Here is a 25,034-nt window from a genome sequence, read left to right on the forward strand (position 1 = left end):
TCGTCCATATTGATTGGAGTAATAATGGAACCATTTCTCGCGCAAATCATACTCTTCGGGGGCAATTTCGCCCCGCGTGGCTGGGCTTTTTGTGACGGGCAGCTTTTGCCGATTTCGAGTAATACTGCCCTGTTTTCAATCCTTGGAACGGAATTTGGCGGCGACGGACGCAACACTTTTGCCTTGCCTGACTTGCGCGGACGGGTGCCAATGCACGCTGGCGCCGGCCCGGGTTTAACGCCTCGCCGGATCGGTGACAGGGTCGGTCTTGAAAATGTGGCGCTTGTTGCATCGCAGCTGCCCCCCCACAGCCATGAAATGCTGGTGGCCTCCGCTGCGGCAGCAAACAACCGCGCGGCAGACGATGCCATCGGGCGGTCCGACATTTATGTTAACAATGATATGTCCGACGAGACGACCCAGCCCTCAATCGCACTGAACGATCGCACCATCGGGAGCACTGGTGACGGTCAGCGACACGAAAACATGCAGCCAACGCTTTGCATTAACTATATCATTGCACTGCAAGGGCTCTTCCCGTCACGTAGCTAAAACTGCCAGACATCCACACTCAAAGGGGCAAGCCGGGCTATCCGGGCTTGTCCCACGCGACACATCTTGAAAGGAAACTAAGTGTTACGCCGCAACCTCGCATTTGCCACCGCCTTTTTCTGCGCCGCTTTTCAGGCCTCCGACGTCAGTGCGTCCGATCACCGCGACGCACCAACCACACAGCTTTATCCGATGTCAGACATCGGTGATAATTTCCTGTTCCGAGGTGCGCAAACGGACGGTTTGACGATGGCTTATACGCTCAACCCTCTGTCAGGCAGTGGCGCGCCGGGCACGCTCGGGTCCGATGATATCAAGCTTGATCCTGATCTGATCTACATGTTCCGGCTGGATCTTGACGGTGATGCGCGCGCGGATATCGCTTATAAAGTCAGGGTCCGCGATATTGAGGGCGAGCGGCAGAGACAAACCGTTGAACTTCGGATAGCCGAAGGCGAAGAGGCCCGATCGAACCGTTGGAACGGCCGCGAAATTGCACGCGGCCACACCACTGCGCTCAATCGCGCGCTAGAAGTCACCGAAGGTGAGAACGGCGAACTGCTGTTTATCGGCCCACGGCGCGATCCGTTCTTTTTTGACTTCACCACTGTGCAAGCCCCGGCCGCCCTTGCGATCAAACAGGCACTTGCAGGTGGCGACAACCTGCCAGCCGAACCCACCTCTATCGGGGCCTTCGGGATTTCGGATATGACACTGATCGTGCTTGAAATCCCAGGTCTGGCCGATCAGGCGGTCAACTACTGGGCGGTGGTCGCGGACCGCGACGGCTTGTCCGTCGACCGGATGGGGCGCGCGGGTGTGCAGGGTATCTTCTTTGTCGATCCGCCCGTCGGATACAATCCGGCGCGCTATCTGCCCGTTGACCCCACATATCCAACTGTTGGTGATTTCAACAACGCCTATAACGCTGCAAACCCTGATGAAGGGCTCGCGCGCTTTGGCGATCAATTTGCCTTCAGCTTTAGTCGGCTTGAGGTCGAAGAAAACAAGCTGGAAGAGACTGTGGCCTACTATGCGCCCGACATGCTGACATGGGACCCTGCGCTGCCAGCGGCATATCCAAACGGTCGCAGCTTTGCCGAAGACGCCATCTACTGGACGATCAAGGATATCAACCCGTTCTTCTACGCGGCCCCCGACAGCTTCCTGCCGCGTAGCTCTGATCAGGCACTGAATATGGAAAAGTTCCCCTATGCTGCGCCCTCTTTCAACCAGGCATGGAAGCCGGGAATTCCGGTCCGGCCCGTTGCACCGATCTACATGGACGAGGAATGAGCCCCATGACGCGCATAAGACCGGCGCGATAGCAGGGCATCCCAACAATCCGGAGTCGCGCGCCCCTACCATCCAGAGGCGCGCGGTTTAGGATGACGTGTATCAAAACGTCATCGCCATGACAGACGTCACAACACTCCACGGACGGTCGGCATAGGCCGAAGGTCAGCTTGCTGTCCGTGCGACTTCAAAGTGGTGTGGGTTTGACGGGCCGTTCGCGACATCGTCGCCCCCGATCCGGCAGCCTTAAATGCCCACCGCCATCAAGAGGCCTGCCAAAACATAGGCCCCAACAGTGACCAAAGCCGCAATCGAAACGATCGCGCGGGCTCGCTTCTGAACCACATCTTTCGCTTTCAGCGTCAGCCAGGCGCCGCCGTGCATTACCAGCATCGCAAAAGACAGCTTAGCCGTAAGGATCAAGAACGGATCAAGCAGGCCCATTTCGATGATGAACAGAACCGTGTCGACAATGATAAAACCTGCCAGTGTGATGGGGACTTCGGTCATCGACAGCGCCGAGACCGCTCATCCTTGATGGGCTTTGTCATGACGGCTCAACCAGTCAGGTCCCGCAACAACATGCCAGCACTGTCCAAGAACAAGCGGCACCAGACTTGCCCCCGCAGCAAGGGCCAGCCCATCCCAGCCGGGATCTGGCAGACCAAGAAGACGTGCAAACCACGGCACCCATAGCGCCAGACCGATCAGCCCGAGACAAAGCACAATTGCCCCCCAGACATAGACGTTGCGCGTGACTTCATTCTTGAGAACCCCCGCACCAGGATCACGCACGTTGAACACATTCCAAAGTTGCGCCAGCGCCAGAGTAAGAAAAGCAACTGTGATCGCCGCCCCGCTTTCCAGACCCAGCCAATATAGCGCGAGGACAAAGGCCGCGAGTGTGGCCGCAGTAATTGCAGCCCCCAGAATCCCGATCAGCATCCACCTTGGGCGGTTGACGATCTCTTGTGCAGGATCGCGCGGCGGTTTGTGCATGATGTTCTCATCGCCGCGCCCCAGACCAAGCGCGAACGCCGGAAATACATCGGTGACAAGGTTCAGAAACAGGATCTGCAACGGCAACAAAGGTGCTGGCAACCCTGCGCCAACCGCAATGCCGACCACGAGAACCTCGCTGACGTTGCATGACATCAGATAGACAACAAACCTGCGAATGTTGTCGAAAATCACGCGGCCCTGACGCATCGCAACGATGATGGTTGCAAAGGCATCGTCCTGCAAAATCATATGCGCCGCCTCTTGCGCGACCTGTGTACCACGTTGCCCCATGGCGATGCCGATATCGGCTTTCTTAAGGGCTGGTGCATCGTTGACCCCGTCACCGGTCACCGCAACAATATGCCCCGATTTCTGGTAAAGCGACACCAGCTTGAGTTTTGTGTCAGGGGCCACACGGGCAAAAACATCCGCTGCCAGTACACGCCTGCGCTCTTGGTCACTGATCCGGTCAGCATCCAGACCGGCCAGTTCGCGGCCTTCGACCACAGTCAGGTCACCACAGCCCAAACCCGCTTCTCGTGCTATCGTTTCGGCCGTGTTGGCGTGATCGCCGGTCATCATGACAACACGGACGCCCGCCTTGCGGCCCGCCGCGATTGCATCCGGAACGTCAGCGCGCACAGGATCAAGCAAGCACACAAGACCGACCAGCGTGAGCCCCTCATAGGGAACCGCATCCTGGCTATCGACGTGCTTCATCGCCAGCGCCAACAGGCGCAGGCCTTCGCCCGCAGCCGCTGCACTGCGGTCTTTGCAGTCCTGTTGTGCGTGATCGTCCATGTCGCGCGTGCCATCTGCCGTCCGGATCTGCGTGCAGACGTCAATCACGGCTTCCGGCGCTCCTTTCACGGCCACCAGATAGCCGTCAGCGGCGCGATGTACCGTGGCCATCATCTTGCTGTCCGGATCAAAAGCGTGTTGTTGGACTTTCGCATTTCCTTCCAGCAATCCACTTCGCCCGAACCCAACTTTCTGGGCAAGCGACAGAAGCGCGATTTCCATCGGATCGCCCGAATGATGGTGCTTTGTGCCATCGCCCAAATCGGCATTATTGCACAACGCCCCGATGCGGATCGCCCAACCAAGACGGTCATCGCTCGCGGGATCGACTGAATTCCCTTGAAGCACAAATTTGGGCACGTCGCCGTCGCTTTCGACTTTCACATCAGCATCAGCCAGCAGATACCGCACTGCGCTCATGCGATTTTCGGTCAGCGTCCCCGTCTTGTCGGTCAAAATCACGGTCGTGGCCCCAAGTGTTTCGACGGACGATAGTTGCCTGATCACTGCGTTGCGCTGGCTCATCCGCCACATCCCGTGTGCAAGGCTGAGCGTCGCGACAACGGGCAATCCTTCAGGAACTGCGGCAACGGCCAACGCGACGCCGGTCTGCACCATCCCGGCAGGGTCATGGCCACGCAAAATCCCCATTACGACAGTCAAGACTGCCAGCGACAGTGTCAGCCAGACCAGCCGATGCCCCAGCGTGTCCAGCCTGCGTTCCAGCGGGGTGGTGTCGCTTTGCGCCGTTTGTGCCAGTTCACTGATTTGGCCGATTTCAGTGTCCATGCCCGTCGCAACAACCACCCCCTCACCAGCGCCCAGTGTGATCGCTGTCCCCTTGAATGCCATGCTTGTGCGGTCGCCCAAAGAGGCGTCCAACACAGTCGGGTCTATTGATTTGATAACCGGCACAGATTCACCGGTCAGCACGGACTCATCGACCATAATTTGCGAGACCTTGGTCAGGCGCAGGTCTGCTGTCACCACGTCACCGGCCTCAAGGATCACAACATCGCCGGGTACGATCTCATGTGCGTCGATCTTGCGCACATCGCCACCGCGGCGCACCCGCGTTTGCACTTCGGCAAGTTGCATCAGGGCCTCCATCGCGCGCGCGGCCCTAAGTTCTGTGAAGAAACCGATCGCCCCGTTAATCAGCAAAACGACAGCAATTGCGATCCCTTCTGCGATGTCCCCCAGAACGAAAGACATGATCGCAGCAGCGGCAAGCAGCCAGACGATGATGCCTTTGAACTGGCGCACGAGGATCGAGAGCGTGCTCTTCTTTTTCTGTCGTCGCAGCCGGTTCGGTCCGTAGCAAGCCAGGCGTTCCCGCACCTGAGATGGATCAAGCCCCTGCGCGAGATCGACGCCCAACCGGTCGCCAATATCCTCGACAGACTGCGCATGCGGATTCTCGGCGCGGTTTTTGGGCATCTGTAATTCTACCTTTGGGGTAAGGGTGCGCGGATCTGCGTGCCACAGGTTTCCGGCGAAACCTGACACATTCCCCAGATGTTGCTTTGACTCTGATCAATCAGCCGCCAAGTTGCGCAAGCCCCAACAGGCTTCCGCTCTGTGAGCGTAAACCACCCTCAGAGCGCAAGATCCACCATAAGTGCCTCTTTCGTGTAATCCTCTTTCGCCGCTGTCCGCTTGACCCTGCCCTGTTCCATCACGGTGAAAGTATCCGCAATCCGGTAGGCAAAATCGGCGTTCTGCTCGACCAGAACGATGGCCATCCGGCGCTCATCACGCAGAGTTTCCAGCGCGTCACCGATTTGCTGGATCACATTGGGCTGGATGCCTTCGGTCGGTTCATCCAGCAAAAGCACCTTTGGTTTGGTAATCAGCGCGCGGGCGATGGCAAGCTGCTGTTGCTGCCCGCCCGACAGGTCACCGCCACGCCGCGTTTGCATATCCCGCAGCACAGGAAAGAGATCGAAAACATAGTCGGGAATGGCATGTTCGGCCTTTGGCAGACAGGCAAAACCTGTCTCAAGGTTTTCCAGCACACTCATCATCGCGAACACCTCGCGCCCTTGCGGCACATAGGCGATCCCTGCCCGTGCCGCATGATAGGCCGAGGTCAGTTGCACCGGCGCTCCTGCCACCGTCGCAATCCCGGCTGCAATCGGATGCCGCCCCGAGATTGCCTTGAGCAAACTGGTTTTGCCAACGCCGTTGTTGCCCATGACGGCCGTAATCTTGCCTGTTTCCGCTTGCAGCGAGATATCAAACAGGATCTGGCTCTGCCCGTATCTGAGATCAAAGTTTTGCACATCAAGCATGGGCGCGCCCCAGATAGACATCAATCACGGTTTGGTTCGAGGTCACATGATCGAGGCTGCCTTCCGCAAGAACAGCTCCTTCGTGCAAGACGGTGACCTTGCAATCAAGGCGGCGCACAAATTCCATATCATGCTCCACCACGACAACCGCCCGCGTCTTGGCCGCTTCTTTGAGGATGTCGGTTGTCTTTTCACGCTCTTCGGGCGTCATACCTGCCGCGGGTTCATCGACCAGCATCAAGCGCGGTTCCTGCGCCAGCAACATCCCGATTTCGAGCCACTGTTTCTGGCCATGGCTCAGCTCGCCTGCCACACGCGTCAGGCTGTCAGACAGGCCGACCTGTCCCGCGATAGCCTCAATCCGTTCCGCGTTGGACTTTGTTTTCTTGTGCATCAGCACGGCAAAGGGCCCACGCGGATTTTTCAGCGCCATGGCAAGGTTCTGACGGACGGTCTGCGCCTCGAATACGGTCGGTTTCTGGAACTTCCGCCCGATCCCTTCGCGGGCAATCTGGCTTTCGGACATGCCAAGAAGCGAAATATTCCGGTCCCCCCAGATCACATGCCCCGTGTCCGGCTTTGTCTTGCCGGTCACGATATCCATGAAGGTCGTTTTCCCGGCACCGTTGGGGCCAATGATCGCACGCAGCTCGGTCGGGGCGAAATTGATCGACAGGTTATTGATCGCACGGAACCCGTCAAAGGTGACAGTGACGCCCGAGACTTCCAAAAGCATGCTCATGGTTGCTTCCTCACCAGCAGGTCAAAGAGGCCGCCAATCCCTTTGGGGAAAAACAATGTGACGGCGACAAAGGAGAAGCCCAAGAGCACCAGCCACCAATCGGTCCATTGGATGACGTAGAAGCCAAGGTTGATGTCGGGCGCTCCGCCGCCGGTAAACCAGCTCGACAACAGCGACACAAAGGCCGCACCGATCACCGCGCCATACAGTCGCCCGCGCCCGCCGATGGCGACCCAGACCGCCAGATAGATCGACGCGATCGGCGCGATTTCACCGGGGTTGATGATACCTGCCTGCGGATAATACAGCGCCCCTGCGATGCCTGCGACGACAGCCGTGGTCGTAAAGACAAAGAGTTTGTAGCTTTCGACATGGTAGCCCAGAAAGCGCACCCGCGCTTCGTTATCGCGGATCCCTTTGATCACGCTGCCCATCTTGCCCGACACGATCCACGCAAAGAACACATATCCGGCGGCCAGTGCGACAGCCGAGGCGATGAAGAAAACAATCGAGATACTTGCCTGCGACGCATCCTCGAACCCAGGGATATTCTGCAGGCCTGACAGGCCGTTGTTGCCGCGCAAGCCGCTATCGTTCTGGAAAAGATAAAGCGCGAGGGCCAACGTCATCGCTTGGGTGAGGATCGACAGATACACACCCGTCACCCGTGACCGGAACGCCAGCCAGCCAAAGACCAGCGCCAGCAGACCCGGGACAAGTACGACCATCAGCAATTGCAAGAACAGACTATCCGCAAAGCCCCAGATCAGCGGGAATTCGGAACTGCCCACAACTCCGAAAATCTGGTTTCCGATGGCGTCGGACACTTCCTGCGGGGTCGGCGGGATCGGCTGGCCTGCGAAGCTGTCGATCACGATCCCTTCGGTGCGGGCGTACATCAACCACATGCCGACGGCATAGCCGCCGATGCCGAAGAATGCGAAATGACCCAATGACAGGATACCGCAATAGCCCCAAACCACATCCATCGCGATGGCAACAAGACAAAGGCAAAGCGTCTTGCCCAGTGTTTTGACAAATGAGGTCGAGATCAGATCAACGCCCGTGACCTCGGAAAGAAGTGTCACGACGATGGTGAATACCGCAAGGATCGCGATGAACCACAAGACCGACGGGTTTTCGGCAAGGAATGATTTCCGCATAACTTAATCCGCCGCCGCGCGGCCCTTGAGGGCGACGATGCCCTTTGGCCGGAATTGAATGAAGAGGATGATGAAGAGGATCATATAGGTCTGTGCGGCCAGTGTGTTGGACGGGTTCAACCACTCGATCCCTTTTTGCAGGAACCCGATCAGCGACGCGCCAGCCAGCGTACCCCAGACGTTGCCCACACCGCCCACAACCACGGTCATAAAGCTTTGCACGATGTAATCGGCCCCCATCTCGGAGGTGACTTTGGCGTAAAGCCCGATGGCAACACCGGCGATGCCGGCGATGCCAGAGCCAAGACCAAAGGTCAGCATATTGATCTTGTCAGGGTTAATCCCCATCGAGGCCGCCATGCCGGGGTTTTGCGTCACAGCACGCACTTCCAGCCCCAGCCGCGTGCGTTTGAGGACAAACAGGATCAAGCCCAGAAACAGCAGCGCCAGCACGAAAATCGCAATGCGGATATAGCTGATCGCGATGACATCGTTGAACACGAGCGCCCCGTCCAGCCACTCCGGCGAGGTTAGTGGACGTGCTTGGGTGCCGAAGATATTCTTGGCCAACTGCTGCAACGCAATCGAGATGCCGAAAGTGGCCAGCAGCGTTTCCAGTGGACGGTGATAGAGATGCCGGATCACCAGACGCTCCATCGCGACACCAGCACCAAAGGTAATCGCAAAAGCCAAAGGCAGCGCGATGATGATCGACAGCGTATAGTCCGGCACAAACTGTTGCACGACGAAGCCGGTGTAGGCCCCCATCATGATAAATTCGCCATGGGCCATATTGATCACGCCCATGACGCCGAAAGTGATGGCGAGGCCAATAGCCGCGAGAAAATAGATCGAGGCGAGTGACAGCGCATCCAGCCCCAGATCAATGCCCTGGCTGACGGCAACGCGGGTTTCAACGGCTGCGAGCGCCTTTTCGGCGGCATCGGTGATGACTGGATCAGGTTCGTCATATTGTAGATAAAAGACATGTCCCGCGATCGAAGCCTCTTGTGCCTCGGGCGTTACGCGCGGGGCCACCAGACCCTCGGCCGCGAGGGCATCATAGGCGGTCGCGCGTGCCGCATCAGTGTTCAGGGAGCGGACTGCGACCCCACCGACCATGCCACCCACGATATTAGCGACGAGCGCTTCGCGGATTTGGGGACTGGTCACAAGCGGAGGTGCAAGCTCTGCTGCGACCAGTCGGTCATAGGCGTCCTGCGCAGTCAGGTCGGCACCAATGGTCAGCACCTGTGCGACATTGGCATCATCGGGAAGGGCTACGGCCACCTTCGGTTGGGTCGACAAGACGGTGTTCAGTACCGCACGGACATCAACCGAAAGGTCGTCAGCCATGCCTGCGATGGCGGCAATCCGCGCCTCTTGCGTATCGCCAAACAGGACCGCAAGCATTCCGGCAAGACGCTCTTTGGTTTCTTTGAGGGTTGGATCAGGCTCTCCTGCGATCGAAGCCTGCAACGGGCCAAGCTGGCTGGCATCCATACTGCGGGCGATGGCATCAACCGCGGCTTGGCGTTTGGTGATGTCGGGATCGGACAGCTGGAACTGCACGAGTGCATCGCCGATGGCACGGCGCACACCGCCATTGGGGCGGGCCTCGCTCAGGCCATCGTCATTCGCAACTGTGATTGTCGTGTTCGTATCAAGATCGACAAGTGTGATCGCGTCATCTTCTTCAACAGCACGGAAGAACAAACCGTCACTGTCACGCTGTACGATTTCGCGGTCGCGCCATGCCTCAAGAAATGGCAGCGCCTGTGGCAGACCGCTTGCAACCAGATCATCGAGCACCACACCGACACTTTGGCGACCGGGGCTCAACACCTCGCCCTGATGGGTTTGCAGGATGTCTTGCAGGGTTTGTGCCTGCAAAGATGCAGGCAAAATCAGGCACAAGGACAGCGCCAATGAGAGCAATCGCAGCATGTGGATTCAAGCCGATATTGTGAGGGAGGGGTTCAGGGACGCATTGGATTATGCGTCCCTGATCGGCTGCTTTAGTAGTTGGAAGTCAACTGCACACAGGTTTCGGTTTCGGTGTTGTACATCCCGCAACCCAGTGTTTGCCAATCCGACACCAGCACCGCAGATTCCGGCAGATAATCGGTCCATGCATCACCTGGCACCTCAGAGGTCTGGCTGATGATATCGAACTGGCCGTCAGCGGTGATCTCACCGATCAGCACTGGCTTGGCGAGGTGGTGGTTTGGCAGCATGACCGCCGTACCGCCTGTCAGGTTCGGGAATTCCTGCCCGTACATGGCTTCGCGCACTGCATCGACATCTGTCGTGCCCGCTTCGGTCACTGCGTTCACCCACATGTTGAAGCCGATATAGTGGGCTTCCATCGGGTCGTTGGTGACACGGTCTTCGCCCATTTTGGCTTTCCATGCCGCGACCCATTCGTCGTTCAGTTCGGATTCAGCGGACTGGAAATAGTTCCACGCGGCCAAGTGACCGACAAGGTCGGATGTATCCAGACCCGACAGCTCTTCCTCACCCACCGAGAAGGCCACAACAGGCAGGTCATCGGCAGAGACACCCGCCGCCGCCAGCTCTTTGTAGAACCCGATGTTCGCATCACCGTTGATGGTTGAAATGACGCCAACCTGCTTGCCGTCTGCACCCAGTGCGACAACGTCAGCAACGATTGTGGCCCAGTCGGAATGACCGAAAGGCGTGTAGTTCACAAAGATATCCTCGGCAGGGATGCCTTTGGACTGCAAATAGGCCTCAAGGATGTTGTTGGTTGTCCGTGGATAGACATAGTCTGTGCCCAAGAGCGCGAATTTCTCGACACCCAATTCTTCAAGGAAGTAATCCGTCGCAGGGATTGCCTGCTGATTTGGCGCGGCACCTGTGTAGAACACATTGCGCGAGCTTTCCTCGCCCTCATATTGCACAGGATAGAACATCAGCCCGTTCAGCTCTTCCAGTACCGGCAAAGCGGATTTGCGGCTGACCGAAGTCCAGCTGCCAAAGATCACGTCGACTTCGCTGACGGTCAGCAGTTCGCGCGCTTTTTCCGCGAACAGTGGCCAGTCAGATGCCGGATCGACGACAACTGCTTCAATCTCACACCCGAGCAGGCCGCCAGCGGCGTTCTGGTTCTCGATCAGCAATTCCATTGTGTCTTTAAGCGTGGTTTCGGAAATCGCCATCGTGCCAGAGAGCGAGTGAAGCACGCCCACTTTGATTGGATCGGCGCATTGTGCAGCAGCGATAGATGTCGTGCCAAGCAAGGCAGTCAATGCAAGTGCAGAAGTTCTAAAGGTCATAGTCTTTTGGTCCCCGTTGTCGTTGCGGGATGCTGCGTCAGGAAACCAATTCCCTTTGCAACCCTGGACCAACCCAATAGGAAGGACCCGCAACAGTGATGTTGTAGTCGCGTGAAGGGAGCGATCTTGCAGGATAGCCCTTTGCGCGACGCCGAAGTTTTTCTTCGGACGCCTCAAAATGGTGCTGCACTGCAGAAATATGCTAGCGATTTCGCATTGAACCTATCGCCTCACGCCTCAGCGCCTATAAAAATAGCGGCGACCGGCTTTTCGCCTAATTTTTTATCAGTTTTTGCGCCTTAAGGTGAACATGAAATGAATCTGGCCGCCCAACTTCGAGATGATTCCAATGAATTTGTCGCAGTTCTGTCGAAAAGGATCATATGCAGACAGCGCTGGCTAGGCTTTTGCCGGCGTCAAAGACTGCGTCATCGTCCCCAGAACCCTGCTCGCGGTATCCAGCAGCAACAGGTCATCGGTACACCGTTCTAACACATGCGCCAACCGGGGGTGTCCAATCAGCGTGGCAGGTGTCGTCACGACCATACGCAACGCATCCGCAAGCGGGATCCCTATATGATGGACCATCCGCCGCATGCCTTCGGCTTGGGTAAGATGCGCGCCCGCCAGATTGCCTCCGGCATTGACCAACCGCCCCTCTTGCAGGCGGATTGTCTGACCGTAGAGCGTGAATTGCGGCTCGCCGCCGACTGTTGCCATCGCATCCGACACCAGAAACGGCGCGGAGCCTGCGGCACAGGCCCGCAATGCAAGGCGCAGCATACGGTCATCCACATGCACCCCGTCACAGATCATGCCAAAGGCAATCCCGGCGTTCAAAATCGCACCCACGGCGCCCGGCGCGCGGCTTGTCATCGATGACATGGCGTTGAACAGATGCGTTCCGCAGCGGGCGCCCGCCTTGATCGCCGCTTCGACCTCTTCGGCGGTGGCATCCGTATGCCCGAGCGAGACAATTGCGCCCATTTCGGCCAGTAAGGCGATTTGCGCAGGCGTCGCGGCCTCTGGTGCGAGGGTAATCATCACGGCAACCCCTGCCTTGCGCAGATCGGACACGATGGTCAGCGTGTCCTGATCTAATGGACGGATACACTCCGCGCGATGCGTCCCCCGCTTTGCGACACTGATATGCGGGCCTTCAATGTGCAGCCCCAGAATATCCGGGGCATCTTTTGCGGCAATCGCGGCGGCTGCCGCTTGTGCAAGCACAGCCGGATGGTCAGTGATGACCGTTGGTAAAATCGCGGCCGTCCCGAAGCGGCGGTGCGCGGCCGCAATCTGTGCAATGCCGTCAACTGTGGGGGTATTGTTCAGAAGGACGCCACCACCGCCGTTGACCTGCAAGTCAACAAAGCCGGGTGTCAAAAGCCCGGAAAGTGCGGTGGCCGGAACCGACGCGCGCGATGTCTCGACGATCATACCGTCTGCTACGCGCACAGCCATGTCGTCCACGATGTCCTGGCCATCAAAGAAACGGTCAGGTTTGAACCAGCCGTCCGTCATACCGTGAGCCCCGTAGCATCGCGATGATCCATCCACGCCGCATAGGCGGCACCACGCGCACCACTGGCGTCACCCCCTTGCGCCAAGGCAAGCGGGGCGGCAGCGAAACCGTCAATCTGCGCGTTTTTGCCGGCAACCCGCAAATCGGCAATCACATCAGGGATAGCCGTGAGCCCGCCGCCCAGAACGATCACATCAGGATCAATTGTGAGCGTGAGGTGATGCAGCACCTCAGCCACAAGCGCGCACCAAATCGCCCAGACCTGCGCCATATCCGTCGTGCGCCGCGCAGCAATCTCATGCGTGCTCAGGTCCATTCCCGTGACGAATGCGGCCAGACGTTGCAAACCGGGCCCCGAGATATACCCCTCGATACATCCTTTCCGCCCGCAACCGCAGTCATAAATCGGCAGGCCATGTGCGGCGATAATCTGCGCAGGCGCCGCGATATGGCCAATTTCGCCACCTGTCGCCGTCGGCCCTGTGCGCCATTTTTGGTCGATGACCAGACCCCCGCTCACACCTGTTCCGAGGATCAGCGCCATCACCACCGATTTCCCCTGCCCCGCACCGAACACGGCCTCGGACAAAGCCAGCGCGCGGCAATCATTCAGAAAAGTAATCCGGCGCCCCGCCCGCTGTTCTATGTCGGCGGGAAAAGGCCGCCCAGTGGCCGGCAGGTTATTCGCAAGCGCAAGGCCTGTCTGTGGGTTCACAAGACCCGCAGCACCGACGCCCACCGCAGCAACCGCGCCGGCAGCGTCCGAGGCCCACACGATCTGATCAACGACTGCATTTACGAGTTGGTCGTAATCTTCGGGGGTCGGAATCCGGTGGCGGGCAATCTCTTGCCACGCGGCATCAAAGACACGCGCCTCTATCTTTGTCCCGCCAAGATCAATGCCAAGGGTGTTCATTACAGGGGTCCATCGGATCAAAGGGGCAGGATCGTCTTGTCACTGCCAGTTATCGTCGCGGTTTTCGTCAGGCAAGACAATGACAGGTTTTCCCATCGTCGCGTTAATGATGCAGTGCCGCGACGGTCTTGAGCACCGAGAAGCCGTAAAGCGCCTCGAACCCCTTTTCGCGCCCGTGACCGGAAAGGCCGCGACCGCCAAAGGGCAGCTCGACCCCGCCACCAGCGCCATAATTGTTGATAAACACCTGCCCCGCCCGCAGGGCACGCGCCACGCGCATCTGCCGCGCTCCGTTTTCGGACCAACAAGACGCGACAAGGCCAAACGCGGTGCCATTGGCGATGGCGATTGCCTCTGCCTCATCCTCGAAGGGAATAATGACCTGTACGGGCCCGAAGATTTCATCCTGCGCCAGCGTGTGAGCAGGCGCGACATCTGCAAAGAGCGTTGGGGCAACATAGGCCCCACCTGCCGGGGCGTCCTCAACAATCTGTCCGCGTGCTGCTACCTCCAGATCGCTACCCTGCGCCAGAAAGCCCTCAACGATATCTTTTTGCCGCAGCGACACCAAAGGCCCCACATCCAGATCCGCCATTGCGGGACCTGCCCGCAGCTGTGCGTAGCGGGCGGCCATTTCGGTGACCACCTGGTCATAAACACCGCGTTGCACCAATATCCGCGATGCAGCGGAACAGGTCTGTCCTGCATTCTGGATGCCTGCATTCACCAAGAACGGTAAAGCAGCCGCGATATCCGCATCGTCAAACACCACCTGCGGTGATTTTCCCCCGAGTTCCAGCGTCACCGGCACAACATTTGCGCCGGCACTTTGCTGGATCAGTTTTCCCACGCCGACCGAGCCAGTGAACGAAATGTGGTGCACGCCCTTATGCGCAGACAAAGCAGCCCCCGCCTCGGCACCCAATCCCGGCACGACATTCAGCGCGCCATCAGGCAGCCCCGCCGCGCGGGCGATTTCGGCAAAGGCCAAGGCGGTCAGGCAGGCTTCTTCGGCGGGCTTGAGAACACAGGCATTGCCCATCGCCAACGCAGCCCCCACCGAGCGCCCGATGATCTGCATCGGATAGTTCCAAGGGATGATATGGCCAGTCACACCATGCGGTTCGCGTAGGGTATAGACGGTATAGCCGTCCAGATAAGGGATCGTCTCGCCATGGACCTTGTCGGCAGCACCACCATAGAATTCCAGATAGCGTGCAAGCGCCAATACGTCGGCGCGCGCCTGTTTCAAGGGCTTGCCTACATCCATCGCTTCCAGTTGCGCCAACTCATCCACATGCGCCAGCACTGCCTGACCAATCTTGGCCAGCATCCGCCCGCGTTCCGCCGCCGTCGCTTTGCCCCATGCGCCCGAGAGCGCCGCTTCTGCCGCCGCGACCGCCGCCGCGATATCATCGGCCCCGCCACGGGCGATCTCGCACAGGGTGCTGCCATCAGAGGGGTTGATCAGCGCAAGGGTCTCGCCTGAGAGCGCGTCAACCCACTTGCCTGCAATGAAACACTTACGGGGGTCGATGTTGCGTGGTCGTAGCGTCATGGCATTCAGTCCCTGCAGGCTTGCACTTCAGCCAAGGATTACCACGTGCCCGCTGACAACGGCAATCATCACGATCAACGCGTATCATTTGCGATCTTGATCTCAGGAAATGATGCCCGTGGCCGGCGCCAACCCATGGCTTTTCGTTTCTTTGTGCGTCCAACCCTGCGCGCAATGCATAGGCTCTCAACGTCATTCATGAAAACCGCCGCAGTTGGCAAACACTGCGACGGGTCCGGGCTCTGGCTGGTGAAGCGGGATGATGGCGGGGTGCAATGTGTCAGCGCTTGGAGACAGCTGATCCGCGACGCCGGTCCATATCGGGGCTGGTGTAGACGGGATCTTGGCCTGTTTGCGAAAACGTTGGGCGGATACTGCGAGGTTGCATTGTATCTTGGCGGCTTTGAATGCGCGCCGCGTCGTCATTTGCAAGACGCCACCGTTTGCGTGAGCTCCTGTGGCCTGACCTTTTCAGACCTAAGTCGGTATTCCGTAGGGAAAATATGGATTAGCTTGACCCGATGAAGAATCTTCGACCTCCGAGGCGCTGGCATAGCTTGACGCTGCCCGGCCAGTTTCTGTTAGCTGGTGCGGCTGTGATGGTTGTGGCAACGATTGCCGTGGAATTCTGGGTGTCGAAACGTATCGAAGATGCGGTTGTCAATAATTCGGCGTTCTCTGCGGCGCTGCTGATGGAAAACTTCATCTCGCCGCTCAGTCAGGAATTGGCTGACACCGATACCCTGTCGCAGCCCGCGCGGCAGGCCTTGGCCGAAGTGTTTAACGGGACGCCCATCGGTGAACGCGTTGTGTCCTACAAAATCTGGTCAACGGACGGGCTGGTGATCCACGCATCTGACCCGTCAATCATCGGGCAGGAATTCGAACCTTCCGAGGATTTCCTGCGCGCCGCATCGGGCTATGTCTCGGCCTCATTCGAGGATTTCGATGACATCGAGGATGCGACCGAGGCTGCTCTTGGTGTTCCCTTGTTGGAGGTCTACAGCCCGATCCGCCAGCTATGGAGCGGTGAAATAATCGGTGTCGCCGAATTCTACGAGGATGCCACAATCCTGCGGGAAGACATCCTGAGCGCACATCGCACCAGTTGGCTGGTTGTCGGTGGGGCCTTTCTGGCCAGCGGTGTGTTGTTGTTTGGCATTGTTCAGGCCGGGGGTCGCACCATTCGCCAACAGCAATCAGAACTGCGCCGGCAATTGGACAAGACACAGACAGTATCGACCCAAAACGCGGACCTGCGCCGGAAAGTGATCAAGGCGTCTACCAATGCCACGGCGCAGACAGAACGGGCGATCCGGCGCATCGGATCCGACCTGCATGACGGGCCGGCGCAGTATCTGTCCTTGGCGTCCTTACGCCTTGATAACGCGTTGAATGGCCAGCAGGGACCATCTGGCGATTCCGCACTGGTGCGCGAATCTCTGGACAAGGCCCTAGATGAATTGCGGATCATCTCGCGCGGGTTGGCGCTGCCCGACCTTGATAACCTTGATGTGCAGGCGCTGATCAATCGCGCGGTGAACGACCACATGCGCCAGACCGACCTGGAGATTGAGGTGCAGGCGCAGGGGGTGAGTGAGATTACGCTCAACTATGCCCAAAAGCTTTGTGTTTTCCGCTTCTTGCAAGAGACGCTGTCGAATGTACGCCGTCATGCAAAGGTTGATGAGGCGACCGTTTCCGTGCGCACGGACCCACAGTTCTTTTATGTCTCTGTGGTCGATCTCGGCACAGGATTTGAAACCACTGCGCCCCGCAATGTCCGCGATGATGGCGGACAGGGCCTTTTTGGCCTCATAAACCGCGCAGAGAGCATTGGCGGGCAGTTGGACATAACATCGACAACCGCACGTGGAACGACCCTTACACTTACTCTGCCAATTGAAGAGGCAAACCTATGACTATTCGTATTATTCTTGCCGATGATCATCCCATTTTTCGCGATGGGCTTGTCCATAGTATCGAAGAAACCGGAGAGTTCGAGGTCGTTGGTGTGGGTGGGTCCGCCGATGAGGCAGTCGCGCTCGCGTTTCAGCACAAGCCCGATATTGCCTTGCTGGATTTATCGATGCCCGGCAACGGGATAAATGCCGCCAAGCAGATCCGCGATGGGGACACAGCCGGCGCAATCGCCATGCTGACCGTGTCCGAGGATAGCGAGGATGTGACAGCGGCAATCGGTGCAGGGGCATCGGGATATCTGCTCAAGGGGGTTTCTGCCCATGAATTGCGGGAAGTCCTGACCAAGCTGGCCGCAGGTGAGGCCCATGTCTCCCCGGGTTTGGCGGCACAAATGCTGCGGGTCATGCAAACCCGCAAGACGGAAGAGCCCCAACCAATTGACGATCTGACGAAGCGCGAAGAGGATATTCTGAAGGGTGTCGCTGCGGGCAAAAGCAACAAGGAAATCGGCCTGGACCTGAAAATTCAGGAAAAGACCGTGAAACACTATATGACAATTATTCTGAGCAAATTGCAGGCGCGCAACCGTGTCGAGGCCGCGTTGATTGCCCAGAAGGCATGGGGCCGCAAACACAGCTAAAGGCCAGCGGCCTCGCGCATGCGGTCAAGATCAGCAAAGGTGGCGGCCCGGTCGGTGACGGTCCGTCCTGCGGGGTCGATCAGGATATAGCGGCCGTCGCGGATTTTCTCGTCCCAGCCGTTCGGGTACCGCAAATAGAGATTTTCGGGACGATTGCGGCTTTGGTCTGAAGGGCGCTCAGTTGTAGCGCTGGGCGTGTTTGCGTCGGGATTGTCGTCGTCGCGGCCATCCGCGTCGTTGCTATCGTCATAATCATCGTCTTCGTCGCCGTCATCATCATCATCGTCATCGTCATCGTCGTCGTCATCGTCGTCATCGTCATCACCGTCATCGTCGTCGTCATCATCATCATCGTCGTCGTCATCATCATCGTCGTCGTCATCATCATCGTCGTCGTCATCATCGTCATCATCATCATCATCGTCGTCGTCGCTGTCCGCACGCGCAGTGCCAACGCCAAAAAACCAGTTTCCGTCCTGATCGTATGATCCGGTGATGGGAAACGGGATCAAAAGAAATGCTGCTAGCAGCAGCTTGATCAGTTTGCTCATGTCAAACGTCCAGCCAGTGTGTTCATCTTTCGACGGAAAGTATCGCAAGCTTAGCACCATTTCACATGGCGGGCATTGGACGAAGGTCTGACGTGAAACACCCACTGCACTAATTTTGCGCAGCGGGGTCATTTTAGTCTCAGATCTCGGGGGTGTCGGGCTAGCGTGATGTTGTCAGGAAACCCGCGGGGACCTCTCGGAAGTTGGTTCCAGAGAAGTCGATTGAGCGGTACACACCATCCGTGATGTAAACAAGATTGATCGCCTGTGCGCCGCTGTTTTTCTGCCGGACCAGAACAAACCCATGCGTCGCCTGCGAGGCTGCTTGCAAGAAGCTGCGCGGGTCAAACCCTGCCGGATTTGTACTGACCGGGACAGGCAACCGCCCTAGTCGGTTCAGCCAATATGTCGCCACATCCAGATGGCGCGTTGTCAGTGGCTGCATAGAATCATAGGACCGTGACCGCTGCTCTGCGTTTATCACGAAGGTTGCATTGCCATTGGATGTGTTCACGCGGCAACCCGAAATCTCGTCCGTGCGAAATCCGTTGCGCCCGTCGTTGGACGCAATGACACAATTTGTCGTTTCGGCCTGCGCCGCAGATCCGGCAGTGGTGAGGACCACCAACAGAGCCATCAGGATTGGCCCGCATTTGCGAAATGCAGGTGCAAACAAACGGGTTAGGTTTTGATAAAAATGGGTCATTTTCTCTTTCCTTTCAGTAGGAAAATGGTCGGATTCATGCGGCAATGGTATGGGGGCCGAAAGATCGACCGCGCACGTCGGTGCAAAGCTGCGCCCAATTGCCAATTTGCGGCGTCGGTACGGTCAGCCCCAGTTTGCGCAAGGTGGGCAAGAACCGGTTGTAGCGCGTCACCTGACCGGTCGCGGCCATCCCGATGCAATACTTCGAACACCGCTTCGTGGGGCGTTCCCCCTTGGTGCGCAGCAGGCGGTCGGCCAACCCGCGGCCATTCGCGGATTTGGTCTCGACGATGAACACGCCGGTGCCTGACCCGAAGGTCCGGTTCTGCGATTGAAAACACAGGTCGGTATCGATCGTCATCCGCTCCCCCCCGGCACGCGCCACGAGGGTCATGCGTTGATAGCGCACATCGAGTGCGGGGCGCAGGGCGTAGTCAAACGCCTTGTCATACTGGCGGCCATAGGTGTCCTGCGCAAAGGCGGCGGCATCCGGCGTGAGCTGTGCCAATTGCGCCAGATCATAGGGCATTCGGTACTTTTCCGTCATGCCGCGTTGGCCTTTGACCTTCACCTCCAGAAAGCACAAGCCCGCATCCACATAGTTGCGCACACGCACTTTGAACCCACGGCGCTTGCCTTGATGATGCTCATAATAGGCACTGCGTTCGGCATCATCAAAATATCGCGTATCATAGGTAAATGCGCGTTGTTGCTTGATTTCGAGGATATCAAACGCCTCGCTGAGATCAGGAACAAGCGACAACAGATCATCGCTTTGCACGACGTATTTGTTGTCGATGCGCGCCATCATCTCGGCCTTTGCGTTCAGGTCTTCGAGTGAGACGGGAGAGAAGGAAGCAGTGAATTGGTCAATATTGGACAGGTCGTTCATTTGGTCGTTCCTTCGGTACGGTAAAAGACATTGAGACGGGCGAGGTCATTGACGTAGTTCAGTTCGATGACCTGAAAGTTCATCACTTCAACGCCAAGGCGCTTGGACAGATCAGCGCGCATCTGGACTGGATCGGCCAGCATATGGGCCTCAATCCGATCCAGGGTGAGCTTGGCGCTGTCGGCGGATTCCAGAATGTTCGGATGGTCCAAAAGCCACGCGGCAACCAGCACAAAAGCCACGATCATCGCAACAAGACCCAGTCCCGTTCCAAGCACCGAACAGATCACGGCAATCGCGATGGAGCCAAAGAAATAGCTAATCTCGATCTTGGATATTGTCTCTGAGCGCAGGCTAAACAACGCGAGAATGGCAAACAGACCAAAGCCTGCCGCGATGCTGAACTCGACACTGGACAGGATCGTCAGGACCGAGAACGCGAAGATGTTGAACATCGCCGCCGTTGTCGCCAGTTCTTTGTCGCGGTAACGGCGATAAAACATCCCGAACATAAGACAGAGCATAGCTGTCGCGTTGATTGCAAACCTGATGGCAAGCTCGATTAACGGGTCAGTGGGGGTCATGTAGCAGTCCTTTGCGCTCAACAGCCCGTCTTGGGCCGCGTCATATTCCTGTTACAAAACTGTCATGTCCAAGGGAGGCAGGGCACTGTCAGACGTCCGGTCGAAATTCAGACCTTAGGCCGAATACGCTTCCGACCGTTTGACGATGAGCCGCGGTACAAAGTGGCCATACCGACACGCCAATAGCGCTTTTGCGCGAAACAGATCATGCCCTTGGTTGCATGAAAGGCAGCTTGGTCCACCTCGGTTGCATCCATGCGGCGCGCTGCGAAAGATCAGTGCGAGATCCTGCGCAGTTGACCAGTTTGCACGACCAGAGCCGCGCCGCGACTTTCGCGAAGCGGTCTTTTGGGGCGGCTCACAACAGCTTCCGCAACGCTGACATCCGTGGCGCTGCAGACGCCGTGCATTTTGCGGCGATCTCAAGGGACGCTTATCCGAAACGGTGAAAGAGCGGCCAAGATTACTTGGCCGCTCTCGTTTGATTGACTTCTCGAATGGCAGGCGCCGCGAAACGGATCAGGTGCGGGTCAACCCCATTGCATCTCGCCGGTCAGAACCTTGGCGCCGACATTCAAGGCCACGTCCATTCCCAGATCGGGATAGCGGGCGGTCATTGCTGCGATCAAGGCTTCCGAACCCTCTGCCTCGGCGAGCTCTTCCTCAATGGCCAAAAGATAACCTTTCGTGAACTCTACCGCATCGAGACCCATCGGCGCATCCAGCGTCATGTGACCGGGCACGACAACCAGCGGATTGCGGGCGATGATCGCGTCAAGATTGGCGATCCATGCGGCGCGCTGTTCCTGGGTCGGGGTGTCTGCGGTCCAGACATGCGTGCCGGAAAAGACCATCACGCCGCCGAACACGGCCTTCAGATCCTCGACCCACAGATAGCGGCGGTTGGCCAGCCCCTCGGCTGCGACGATTTCGATGACGCGGCCGTCTACCGTCAGGGTGGTGCCGTCATCGGCTTGGGGAATGATCACCTCTGCCACCGTCGCGGGGCCGTTCTCGCCCAGTTGCGGCCCCCATGTTTCGACTTTTTTCGCCACGTTGGCATTGATCGCCGCGACGGTTTCGCTGGCTGCGATGACGCGGGCCTCGGGGAAGGTTTCGACAATCGGGCGCAGGCTGAAGTAGAAATCAGGGTCGCTCTGGCTGATATAGATCGTGGTCAGGGTCTTGCCTGTCGCCTTGATCTTTTCGGCCAATATGCGGCCATCGGAGAGTGTGAAGCCGCCGTCAATCAGCACGGCCTCGGTTTCGCCCTCGATCAGAACGGGCGCGCGGAAAAAGCCGTTCTCGCCCGCGGGAAAATAGGTCCAGGTCAAGCCCTCCGCATCCGCAAACGAGACGCCGGGTGCGATCAGGGCGGCTGCGCCCGCTGCGGTGGATAGTTTCAGAAGATCTCTGCGGTTCATCATTTTGTCCTTTTGACAGGGTAGGATCACGCGCGCCCGAGGGCGGCCAGTATTGCGTCAGGTCCGGAATAGATCGCGCTGGCATCCAGCCCGAACTGTCTGCCGTTGACATCGGCAATCAGGGCGGGAACGCCTTGTACGTTTTGGGCCGCCATCAGATCGCGCGCCTGTGCGGTGCGTGCGCGCACCAGATCCGCGAGGGCGGTATCGGGCGCCAGAACACGCGCTGCCGCCGCGGCATGGCCAAGGTCCGTCAGCAGATTTGCGACAATCGCGGGGGAGGTCACATCCTTGCCGTCAACATAGCGCGCCGCCTGAATGGCAGCGAGGGCCTCGATCACCCGAGCGGGCGGCGCGGCAGGGGGTGTATCGGCCACGGCCGCTAGGGCCAGCGTCGCCACGGTGGAATCCAAAAACGCATCGTCGGCACCCAGAACATCGCGGCGATAGGCTTCGCTGAACTGCCGGCCGCTCAGCGCGGCAATGCGCTGGTCATTCGCCCAAGCCTGCGCGGCAAAGCTTTTCATCGGCCGCGCGCCATTGCCTGCGAACAGGCCGGTGGCCCGTGGTTGCAGGTCGATATCGGGGTGGTTCGCAAGCGTGGCGATGGTTTCCGAAGCGCCGTAGCACCAACCACAGAGCGGATCGAAAAGGTAATGTAGTGTCACTGTTTGTGTCATGATCTGTCTCCTTGGGGAGGCACATAGGCGCTTTCATTGCCCCTGATAAGACAAACTATTTTGACAGACCGTATGCCAAAAGCTAACACTCAAGGCATGGCCAAATCACATAATCTCAACCGGCTGGCGTATTTCGCCGCAGTTGTCGAAACCGGATCCTTTACCAATGCCGCTGACTACCTTGGCGTGACCAAAGCCGTGGTCAGCAGTCAGGTGACGCAGTTGGAAGATGAGCTGAAGGCAACGCTTTTGGTGCGTAACACGCGCAAGGTCAGCACCACCGCGGCAGGGCGGCTTTTCTATATGCGCTGCAGATCAATCCTGAACGAAGCGGAAGAGGCCTTCAGCGAGTTGTCGCACCTCTCGGAGCAGCCCGTGGGCCTGTTGCGCCTGACCGCCCCGAATGACTACGGCACGGCGGTCGTGGCCCCGCTGGTTGCGGCGTTTCGACACCAATACCCCGCATGTCAGGTAGAATTACAGCTCGGGGATGATCACAGCGATCTTATGGCGGGCGCGCTAGATCTCGCCATTCGGGTCGGGTGGCTACGCGATTCCACCCTCTCGGCGCGCAAACTGGGCGGGTTCCAGCAGTTTCTCGTCGGCGCAGGCGACATGTCCGGCCGGTTCGATCATATTCAACACCCCAGCGATCTCGCCACGGCGCCCTTTGTAGCCAATAAGGCGCTGTTTGACCCACTACACTGGCTGTTCGAAAGCTCCGCTGGCGAAACGGTCTCCGTCACCATGCAAAGTGATCTTTCAATCGACAGCGCACCCGCGATCATGGCCGCTGTGGAGCAAGGAGCAGGTTTGGCGATCCTGCCTGACTATCTGGTGCGTGATCGTCTGACCTCTGGCGCCCTGACGCAGGTATTGCCCGCGTGGCAACTCCCCGAAGGGGGGATCTTCGTGGTGCTGCCGGCGGCAAAATTCCGCGCCGCAAAAGTATCTGTCTTTACGGAAATGCTGCGGCAAGCGGAAAAGATAAGGGGCCGGGGTTGAGCACCACAGGCCTGCGCCTAAGGGGTTTTGTCTCGCACTATTGCTGGATATCCGTGACTGTCCGCTATCATCGTTGGGGTGCCATATGTGCAAATGCAGCTACCGGCAGCGCTTTGCTTGCTTCACGCGCGCGTATTGGTCGCATCAGTTTTCGGGCACCACAATATAGAGCGTTCGCGGACCCTCAGGCGAAAGTGAGGGGGATACACCAACACGCCCCGCCAATACTTACCCTTCAAATCAATGATTTATAATTTTTCAATGGTGCCCGCGGCCGGACTCGAACCGGCACGGCCTTACGGCCAAGAGATTTTAAGTCTCCGATGTCTACCATTCCACCACGCGGGCACGGCGCTATTCCTATGACGCTCTGCCGCGCTGGGCAAGCCATGATCAGAGTTCTGTGCCCAAGGGGGGATCAAGAAGCGCACGTTCCGATAGCCACGGGTTCAGTGCAACCGCCGCGCGCAAAGCCGCCTGCCCTTCCTCGTTGCGCCCCATGGCAATCAGGGTCAGCGCTTTGCCAGACAACGCACCTACATGGTTGGGAATAATCGCAAGCGTGCGGTCAAGGTCGGCCAATGCGCTTTCATAATCCTCGCTGAGGAAACTGGCGAAGGCCCGTTGATTGTAGCCTTCCGCATAATCGGGGCAGTATGCGATCAAACGCGAAAAGACAGTGCGCGCGCCCAGAAAATCAGAAACGCCGCGCCGTGACATGCCCTCGTCCAGCATCGCTTGTGCTGTGGCGTCCGGCGCGTCGGTCCAAAGCTCCCAAAGACTATTTGAAAGCGCGCGGCCTGCCATTTCAGTCTGCGCATTTCCGAGTTCGGACAAAATCTCGGACATGCGTGCGCTGTGGTCTGGCGCCTCAGGGCAGGTTTGTGCCAGCGCAGGCGCGGCCAGCAGGCAAAAGGGGATCCACCATTTCATAGATGAATTATCTGCGCCACAACGTGGTTCCGTCAAGCACCACCACCCGTGCCGGGGGCGACAGGTGACAGCCCTTCTTCCTTGACCGCCTGCATCGCCACATAGGTCGAAGTACTCGCGACATGCGGCAAGGTCGATATTTTCTCAGCGAGAACAGCGCGGTAGCCTGTCATGCCTGCGGTGCGGACTTTCAGCAGATAATCGAATGCCCCTGCGATCAAATGACACTGCTCGACTTCGGGCACCAACATCACGGCACTATTGAACGCGGCCAATGCGCGTTCGCGCGTATCCGACAGCTTGACCTCAACAAAGGCAACATGATCGCGGCGCAGCCGGATCGGATCATAGAGTGCGCGGTAGCCGCGAATAATACCGTGATCTTCCAGTCTTTTCAGCCGCGCCTGCGTGGGCGATTTCGACAAACCGATACGGCGGGCAAGCTCGGTGACGCTGATCCGCCCTTCAACCGTGAGAATATCAAGTATCTTGAGATCAAACCGATCCAGCCCAGCAGGCGTTTCAGCCATGATTCATCCAGTTAATAA

General features: G+C 58.2%; 23 protein-coding genes and 1 tRNA gene. 5 read left to right on the forward strand and 19 right to left on the reverse strand.

Annotated features, from left to right (window positions below; all coding sequences use genetic code 11):
- Positions 1-21: 21 nt before the first annotated feature.
- Positions 22-552 (forward strand): phage tail protein, encoded by a 531-nt coding sequence (locus B0B09_RS08630; protein ID WP_076659867.1) that lies wholly within the window; start codon positions 22-24, stop codon positions 550-552.
- Positions 553-633: 81 nt separating this feature from the next.
- Positions 634-1,848, forward strand: a complete 1,215-nt coding sequence (locus tag B0B09_RS08635; protein ID WP_076659220.1) for a DUF4331 family protein — start codon at positions 634-636, stop codon at positions 1,846-1,848.
- A 246-nt stretch (positions 1,849-2,094) separates the two neighbouring features.
- Here B0B09_RS08635 and B0B09_RS08640 read toward each other — a convergent pair whose 3' ends face one another.
- From B0B09_RS08640 to B0B09_RS08685, 10 genes are all read right to left on the reverse strand, one after another.
- Positions 2,095-2,358 (reverse strand): cytochrome d ubiquinol oxidase subunit II, encoded by a 264-nt coding sequence (locus B0B09_RS08640; RefSeq protein ID WP_076659221.1) that lies wholly within the window; start codon positions 2,356-2,358, stop codon positions 2,095-2,097.
- Between the two features lie 18 nt (positions 2,359-2,376).
- Complete coding sequence (locus B0B09_RS18165; RefSeq protein WP_076659222.1) at positions 2,377-5,091, reverse strand: cation-translocating P-type ATPase; 2,715 nt, start codon at positions 5,089-5,091, stop codon at positions 2,377-2,379.
- Positions 5,092-5,249: 158 nt separating this feature from the next.
- Positions 5,250-5,945 (reverse strand): urea ABC transporter ATP-binding subunit UrtE, encoded by a 696-nt coding sequence (gene urtE, locus B0B09_RS08650; protein ID WP_076659868.1) that lies wholly within the window; start codon positions 5,943-5,945, stop codon positions 5,250-5,252.
- Positions 5,938-6,687: an urea ABC transporter ATP-binding protein UrtD gene (urtD, locus tag B0B09_RS08655; RefSeq protein WP_076659223.1), complete on the reverse strand. Its 750-nt coding sequence runs from the start codon at positions 6,685-6,687 to the stop codon at positions 5,938-5,940. Before urtD ends, urtE begins: the two co-directional genes overlap by 8 nt.
- Entirely contained in the window at positions 6,684-7,850 is a 1,167-nt protein-coding gene (urtC, locus tag B0B09_RS08660) for an urea ABC transporter permease subunit UrtC (protein ID WP_076659224.1), read from the reverse strand. The genes urtD and urtC overlap by 4 nt, the downstream gene beginning before the upstream one ends.
- Positions 7,851-7,853: 3 nt before the next feature.
- Positions 7,854-9,797, reverse strand: coding sequence for an urea ABC transporter permease subunit UrtB (gene urtB / locus B0B09_RS08665; RefSeq protein WP_076659225.1), 1,944 nt, complete (start codon positions 9,795-9,797; stop codon positions 7,854-7,856).
- A gap of 71 nt (positions 9,798-9,868) precedes the next feature.
- On the reverse strand, positions 9,869-11,149 hold the full coding sequence (gene urtA, locus B0B09_RS08670) for an urea ABC transporter substrate-binding protein (protein ID WP_076659226.1): 1,281 nt from the start codon (positions 11,147-11,149) through the stop codon (positions 9,869-9,871).
- A gap of 399 nt (positions 11,150-11,548) precedes the next feature.
- Entirely contained in the window at positions 11,549-12,673 is a 1,125-nt protein-coding gene (gene nagA / locus B0B09_RS08675; RefSeq protein ID WP_076659227.1) for an N-acetylglucosamine-6-phosphate deacetylase, read from the reverse strand.
- Complete coding sequence (locus B0B09_RS08680) at positions 12,670-13,590, reverse strand: ROK family protein (protein ID WP_076659228.1); 921 nt, start codon at positions 13,588-13,590, stop codon at positions 12,670-12,672. Before B0B09_RS08680 ends, nagA begins: the two co-directional genes overlap by 4 nt.
- Before the next feature lie 103 nt (positions 13,591-13,693).
- Entirely contained in the window at positions 13,694-15,148 is a 1,455-nt protein-coding gene (locus B0B09_RS08685) for an aldehyde dehydrogenase family protein (RefSeq protein ID WP_076659229.1), read from the reverse strand.
- Positions 15,149-15,705: 557 nt separating this feature from the next.
- On the opposite strand from B0B09_RS08685, the gene B0B09_RS08695 reads away from it, so the two are divergent.
- Both B0B09_RS08695 and B0B09_RS08700 read left to right on the forward strand, forming a co-directional pair.
- Positions 15,706-17,070 (forward strand): sensor histidine kinase, encoded by a 1,365-nt coding sequence (locus B0B09_RS08695; protein WP_084190765.1) that lies wholly within the window; start codon positions 15,706-15,708, stop codon positions 17,068-17,070.
- Positions 17,067-17,711 (forward strand): response regulator, encoded by a 645-nt coding sequence (locus B0B09_RS08700; protein ID WP_076659231.1) that lies wholly within the window; start codon positions 17,067-17,069, stop codon positions 17,709-17,711. Before B0B09_RS08695 ends, B0B09_RS08700 begins: the two co-directional genes overlap by 4 nt.
- On the opposite strand, the gene B0B09_RS18065 is transcribed toward B0B09_RS08700, so the two are convergent.
- The 6 genes from B0B09_RS18065 to B0B09_RS08735 all read right to left on the reverse strand — a co-directional run bounded on the left by B0B09_RS18065 (position 17,708) and on the right by B0B09_RS08735 (position 22,548).
- Positions 17,708-18,262 (reverse strand): hypothetical protein, encoded by a 555-nt coding sequence (locus tag B0B09_RS18065; protein ID WP_110549929.1) that lies wholly within the window; start codon positions 18,260-18,262, stop codon positions 17,708-17,710. The genes B0B09_RS08700 and B0B09_RS18065 overlap by 4 nt on opposite strands.
- A gap of 160 nt (positions 18,263-18,422) precedes the next feature.
- Positions 18,423-18,968: a hypothetical protein gene (locus B0B09_RS08710; protein WP_055294231.1), complete on the reverse strand. Its 546-nt coding sequence runs from the start codon at positions 18,966-18,968 to the stop codon at positions 18,423-18,425.
- Between the two features lie 34 nt (positions 18,969-19,002).
- Entirely contained in the window at positions 19,003-19,860 is an 858-nt protein-coding gene (locus B0B09_RS08715) for a polyphosphate polymerase domain-containing protein (RefSeq protein WP_076659232.1), read from the reverse strand.
- The gene (locus B0B09_RS08720; RefSeq protein WP_207552141.1) at positions 19,857-20,444 is read right to left on the reverse strand and encodes a DUF4956 domain-containing protein; all 588 of its coding nucleotides are present in this window, start codon (positions 20,442-20,444) and stop codon (positions 19,857-19,859) included. The genes B0B09_RS08715 and B0B09_RS08720 overlap by 4 nt, the downstream gene beginning before the upstream one ends.
- A 530-nt stretch (positions 20,445-20,974) precedes the next feature.
- Positions 20,975-21,868: an MBL fold metallo-hydrolase gene (locus tag B0B09_RS08730; RefSeq protein ID WP_207552142.1), complete on the reverse strand. Its 894-nt coding sequence runs from the start codon at positions 21,866-21,868 to the stop codon at positions 20,975-20,977.
- 26 nt (positions 21,869-21,894) lie between these two features.
- Positions 21,895-22,548: a DsbA family protein gene (locus B0B09_RS08735; protein WP_076659235.1), complete on the reverse strand. Its 654-nt coding sequence runs from the start codon at positions 22,546-22,548 to the stop codon at positions 21,895-21,897.
- Between the two features lie 96 nt (positions 22,549-22,644).
- On the opposite strand from B0B09_RS08735, the gene B0B09_RS08740 reads away from it, so the two are divergent.
- On the forward strand, positions 22,645-23,553 hold the full coding sequence (locus tag B0B09_RS08740) for a LysR family transcriptional regulator (RefSeq protein WP_076659236.1): 909 nt from the start codon (positions 22,645-22,647) through the stop codon (positions 23,551-23,553).
- A 262-nt stretch (positions 23,554-23,815) separates the two neighbouring features.
- On the opposite strand, the gene B0B09_RS08745 is transcribed toward B0B09_RS08740, so the two are convergent.
- The 3 genes from B0B09_RS08745 to B0B09_RS08755 form a co-directional block, all read right to left on the reverse strand.
- Positions 23,816-23,901: transfer RNA gene (locus tag B0B09_RS08745), tRNA-Leu, on the reverse strand.
- A gap of 45 nt (positions 23,902-23,946) precedes the next feature.
- Positions 23,947-24,486: a tetratricopeptide repeat protein gene (locus B0B09_RS08750; RefSeq protein WP_076659237.1), complete on the reverse strand. Its 540-nt coding sequence runs from the start codon at positions 24,484-24,486 to the stop codon at positions 23,947-23,949.
- Positions 24,487-24,518: 32 nt separating this feature from the next.
- Positions 24,519-25,016 carry an Lrp/AsnC family transcriptional regulator gene (locus B0B09_RS08755; RefSeq protein WP_076659238.1) on the reverse strand — a complete coding sequence of 166 codons (498 nt, stop codon included), beginning with the start codon at positions 25,014-25,016 and terminating at the stop codon, positions 24,519-24,521.
- Between the last annotated feature and the right edge of the window lie 18 nt (positions 25,017-25,034).

Origin of the sequence: Yoonia rosea, assembly GCF_900156505.1 — a bacterium.
GTDB classification, from domain to species: Bacteria; Pseudomonadota; Alphaproteobacteria; order Rhodobacterales; family Rhodobacteraceae; genus Yoonia; species Yoonia rosea.

Bases quoted from the DNA above. Each gene is read 5' to 3' on its own strand.
- B0B09_RS08640 (WP_076659221.1), bottom strand. From the start codon at position 2,358: ATGACCGAAGTCCCCATCACACTGGCAGGTTTTATCATTGTCGACACG.
- B0B09_RS18165 (WP_076659222.1), bottom strand. From the start codon at position 5,091: ATGCCCAAAAACCGCGCCGAGAATCCGCATGCGCAGTCTGTCGAGGAT.
- urtE (WP_076659868.1), bottom strand. From the start codon at position 5,945: ATGCTTGATGTGCAAAACTTTGATCTCAGATACGGGCAGAGCCAGATC.
- urtD (WP_076659223.1), bottom strand. From the start codon at position 6,687: ATGAGCATGCTTTTGGAAGTCTCGGGCGTCACTGTCACCTTTGACGGG.
- urtC (WP_076659224.1), bottom strand. From the start codon at position 7,850: ATGCGGAAATCATTCCTTGCCGAAAACCCGTCGGTCTTGTGGTTCATC.
- urtB (WP_076659225.1), bottom strand. From the start codon at position 9,797: ATGCTGCGATTGCTCTCATTGGCGCTGTCCTTGTGCCTGATTTTGCCT.
- urtA (WP_076659226.1), bottom strand. From the start codon at position 11,149: ATGACCTTTAGAACTTCTGCACTTGCATTGACTGCCTTGCTTGGCACG.
- nagA (WP_076659227.1), bottom strand. From the start codon at position 12,673: ATGACGGACGGCTGGTTCAAACCTGACCGTTTCTTTGATGGCCAGGAC.
- B0B09_RS08680 (WP_076659228.1), bottom strand. From the start codon at position 13,590: ATGAACACCCTTGGCATTGATCTTGGCGGGACAAAGATAGAGGCGCGT.
- B0B09_RS08685 (WP_076659229.1), bottom strand. From the start codon at position 15,148: ATGACGCTACGACCACGCAACATCGACCCCCGTAAGTGTTTCATTGCA.
- B0B09_RS08700 (WP_076659231.1), top strand. From the start codon at position 17,067: ATGACTATTCGTATTATTCTTGCCGATGATCATCCCATTTTTCGCGAT.
- B0B09_RS18065 (WP_110549929.1), bottom strand. From the start codon at position 18,262: ATGAGCAAACTGATCAAGCTGCTGCTAGCAGCATTTCTTTTGATCCCG.
- B0B09_RS08710 (WP_055294231.1), bottom strand. From the start codon at position 18,968: ATGACCCATTTTTATCAAAACCTAACCCGTTTGTTTGCACCTGCATTT.
- B0B09_RS08715 (WP_076659232.1), bottom strand. From the start codon at position 19,860: ATGAACGACCTGTCCAATATTGACCAATTCACTGCTTCCTTCTCTCCC.
- B0B09_RS08720 (WP_207552141.1), bottom strand. From the start codon at position 20,444: ATGACCCCCACTGACCCGTTAATCGAGCTTGCCATCAGGTTTGCAATC.
- B0B09_RS08730 (WP_207552142.1), bottom strand. From the start codon at position 21,868: ATGAACCGCAGAGATCTTCTGAAACTATCCACCGCAGCGGGCGCAGCC.
- B0B09_RS08735 (WP_076659235.1), bottom strand. From the start codon at position 22,548: ATGACACAAACAGTGACACTACATTACCTTTTCGATCCGCTCTGTGGT.
- B0B09_RS08740 (WP_076659236.1), top strand. From the start codon at position 22,645: ATGGCCAAATCACATAATCTCAACCGGCTGGCGTATTTCGCCGCAGTT.
- B0B09_RS08750 (WP_076659237.1), bottom strand. From the start codon at position 24,486: ATGAAATGGTGGATCCCCTTTTGCCTGCTGGCCGCGCCTGCGCTGGCA.
- B0B09_RS08755 (WP_076659238.1), bottom strand. From the start codon at position 25,016: ATGGCTGAAACGCCTGCTGGGCTGGATCGGTTTGATCTCAAGATACTT.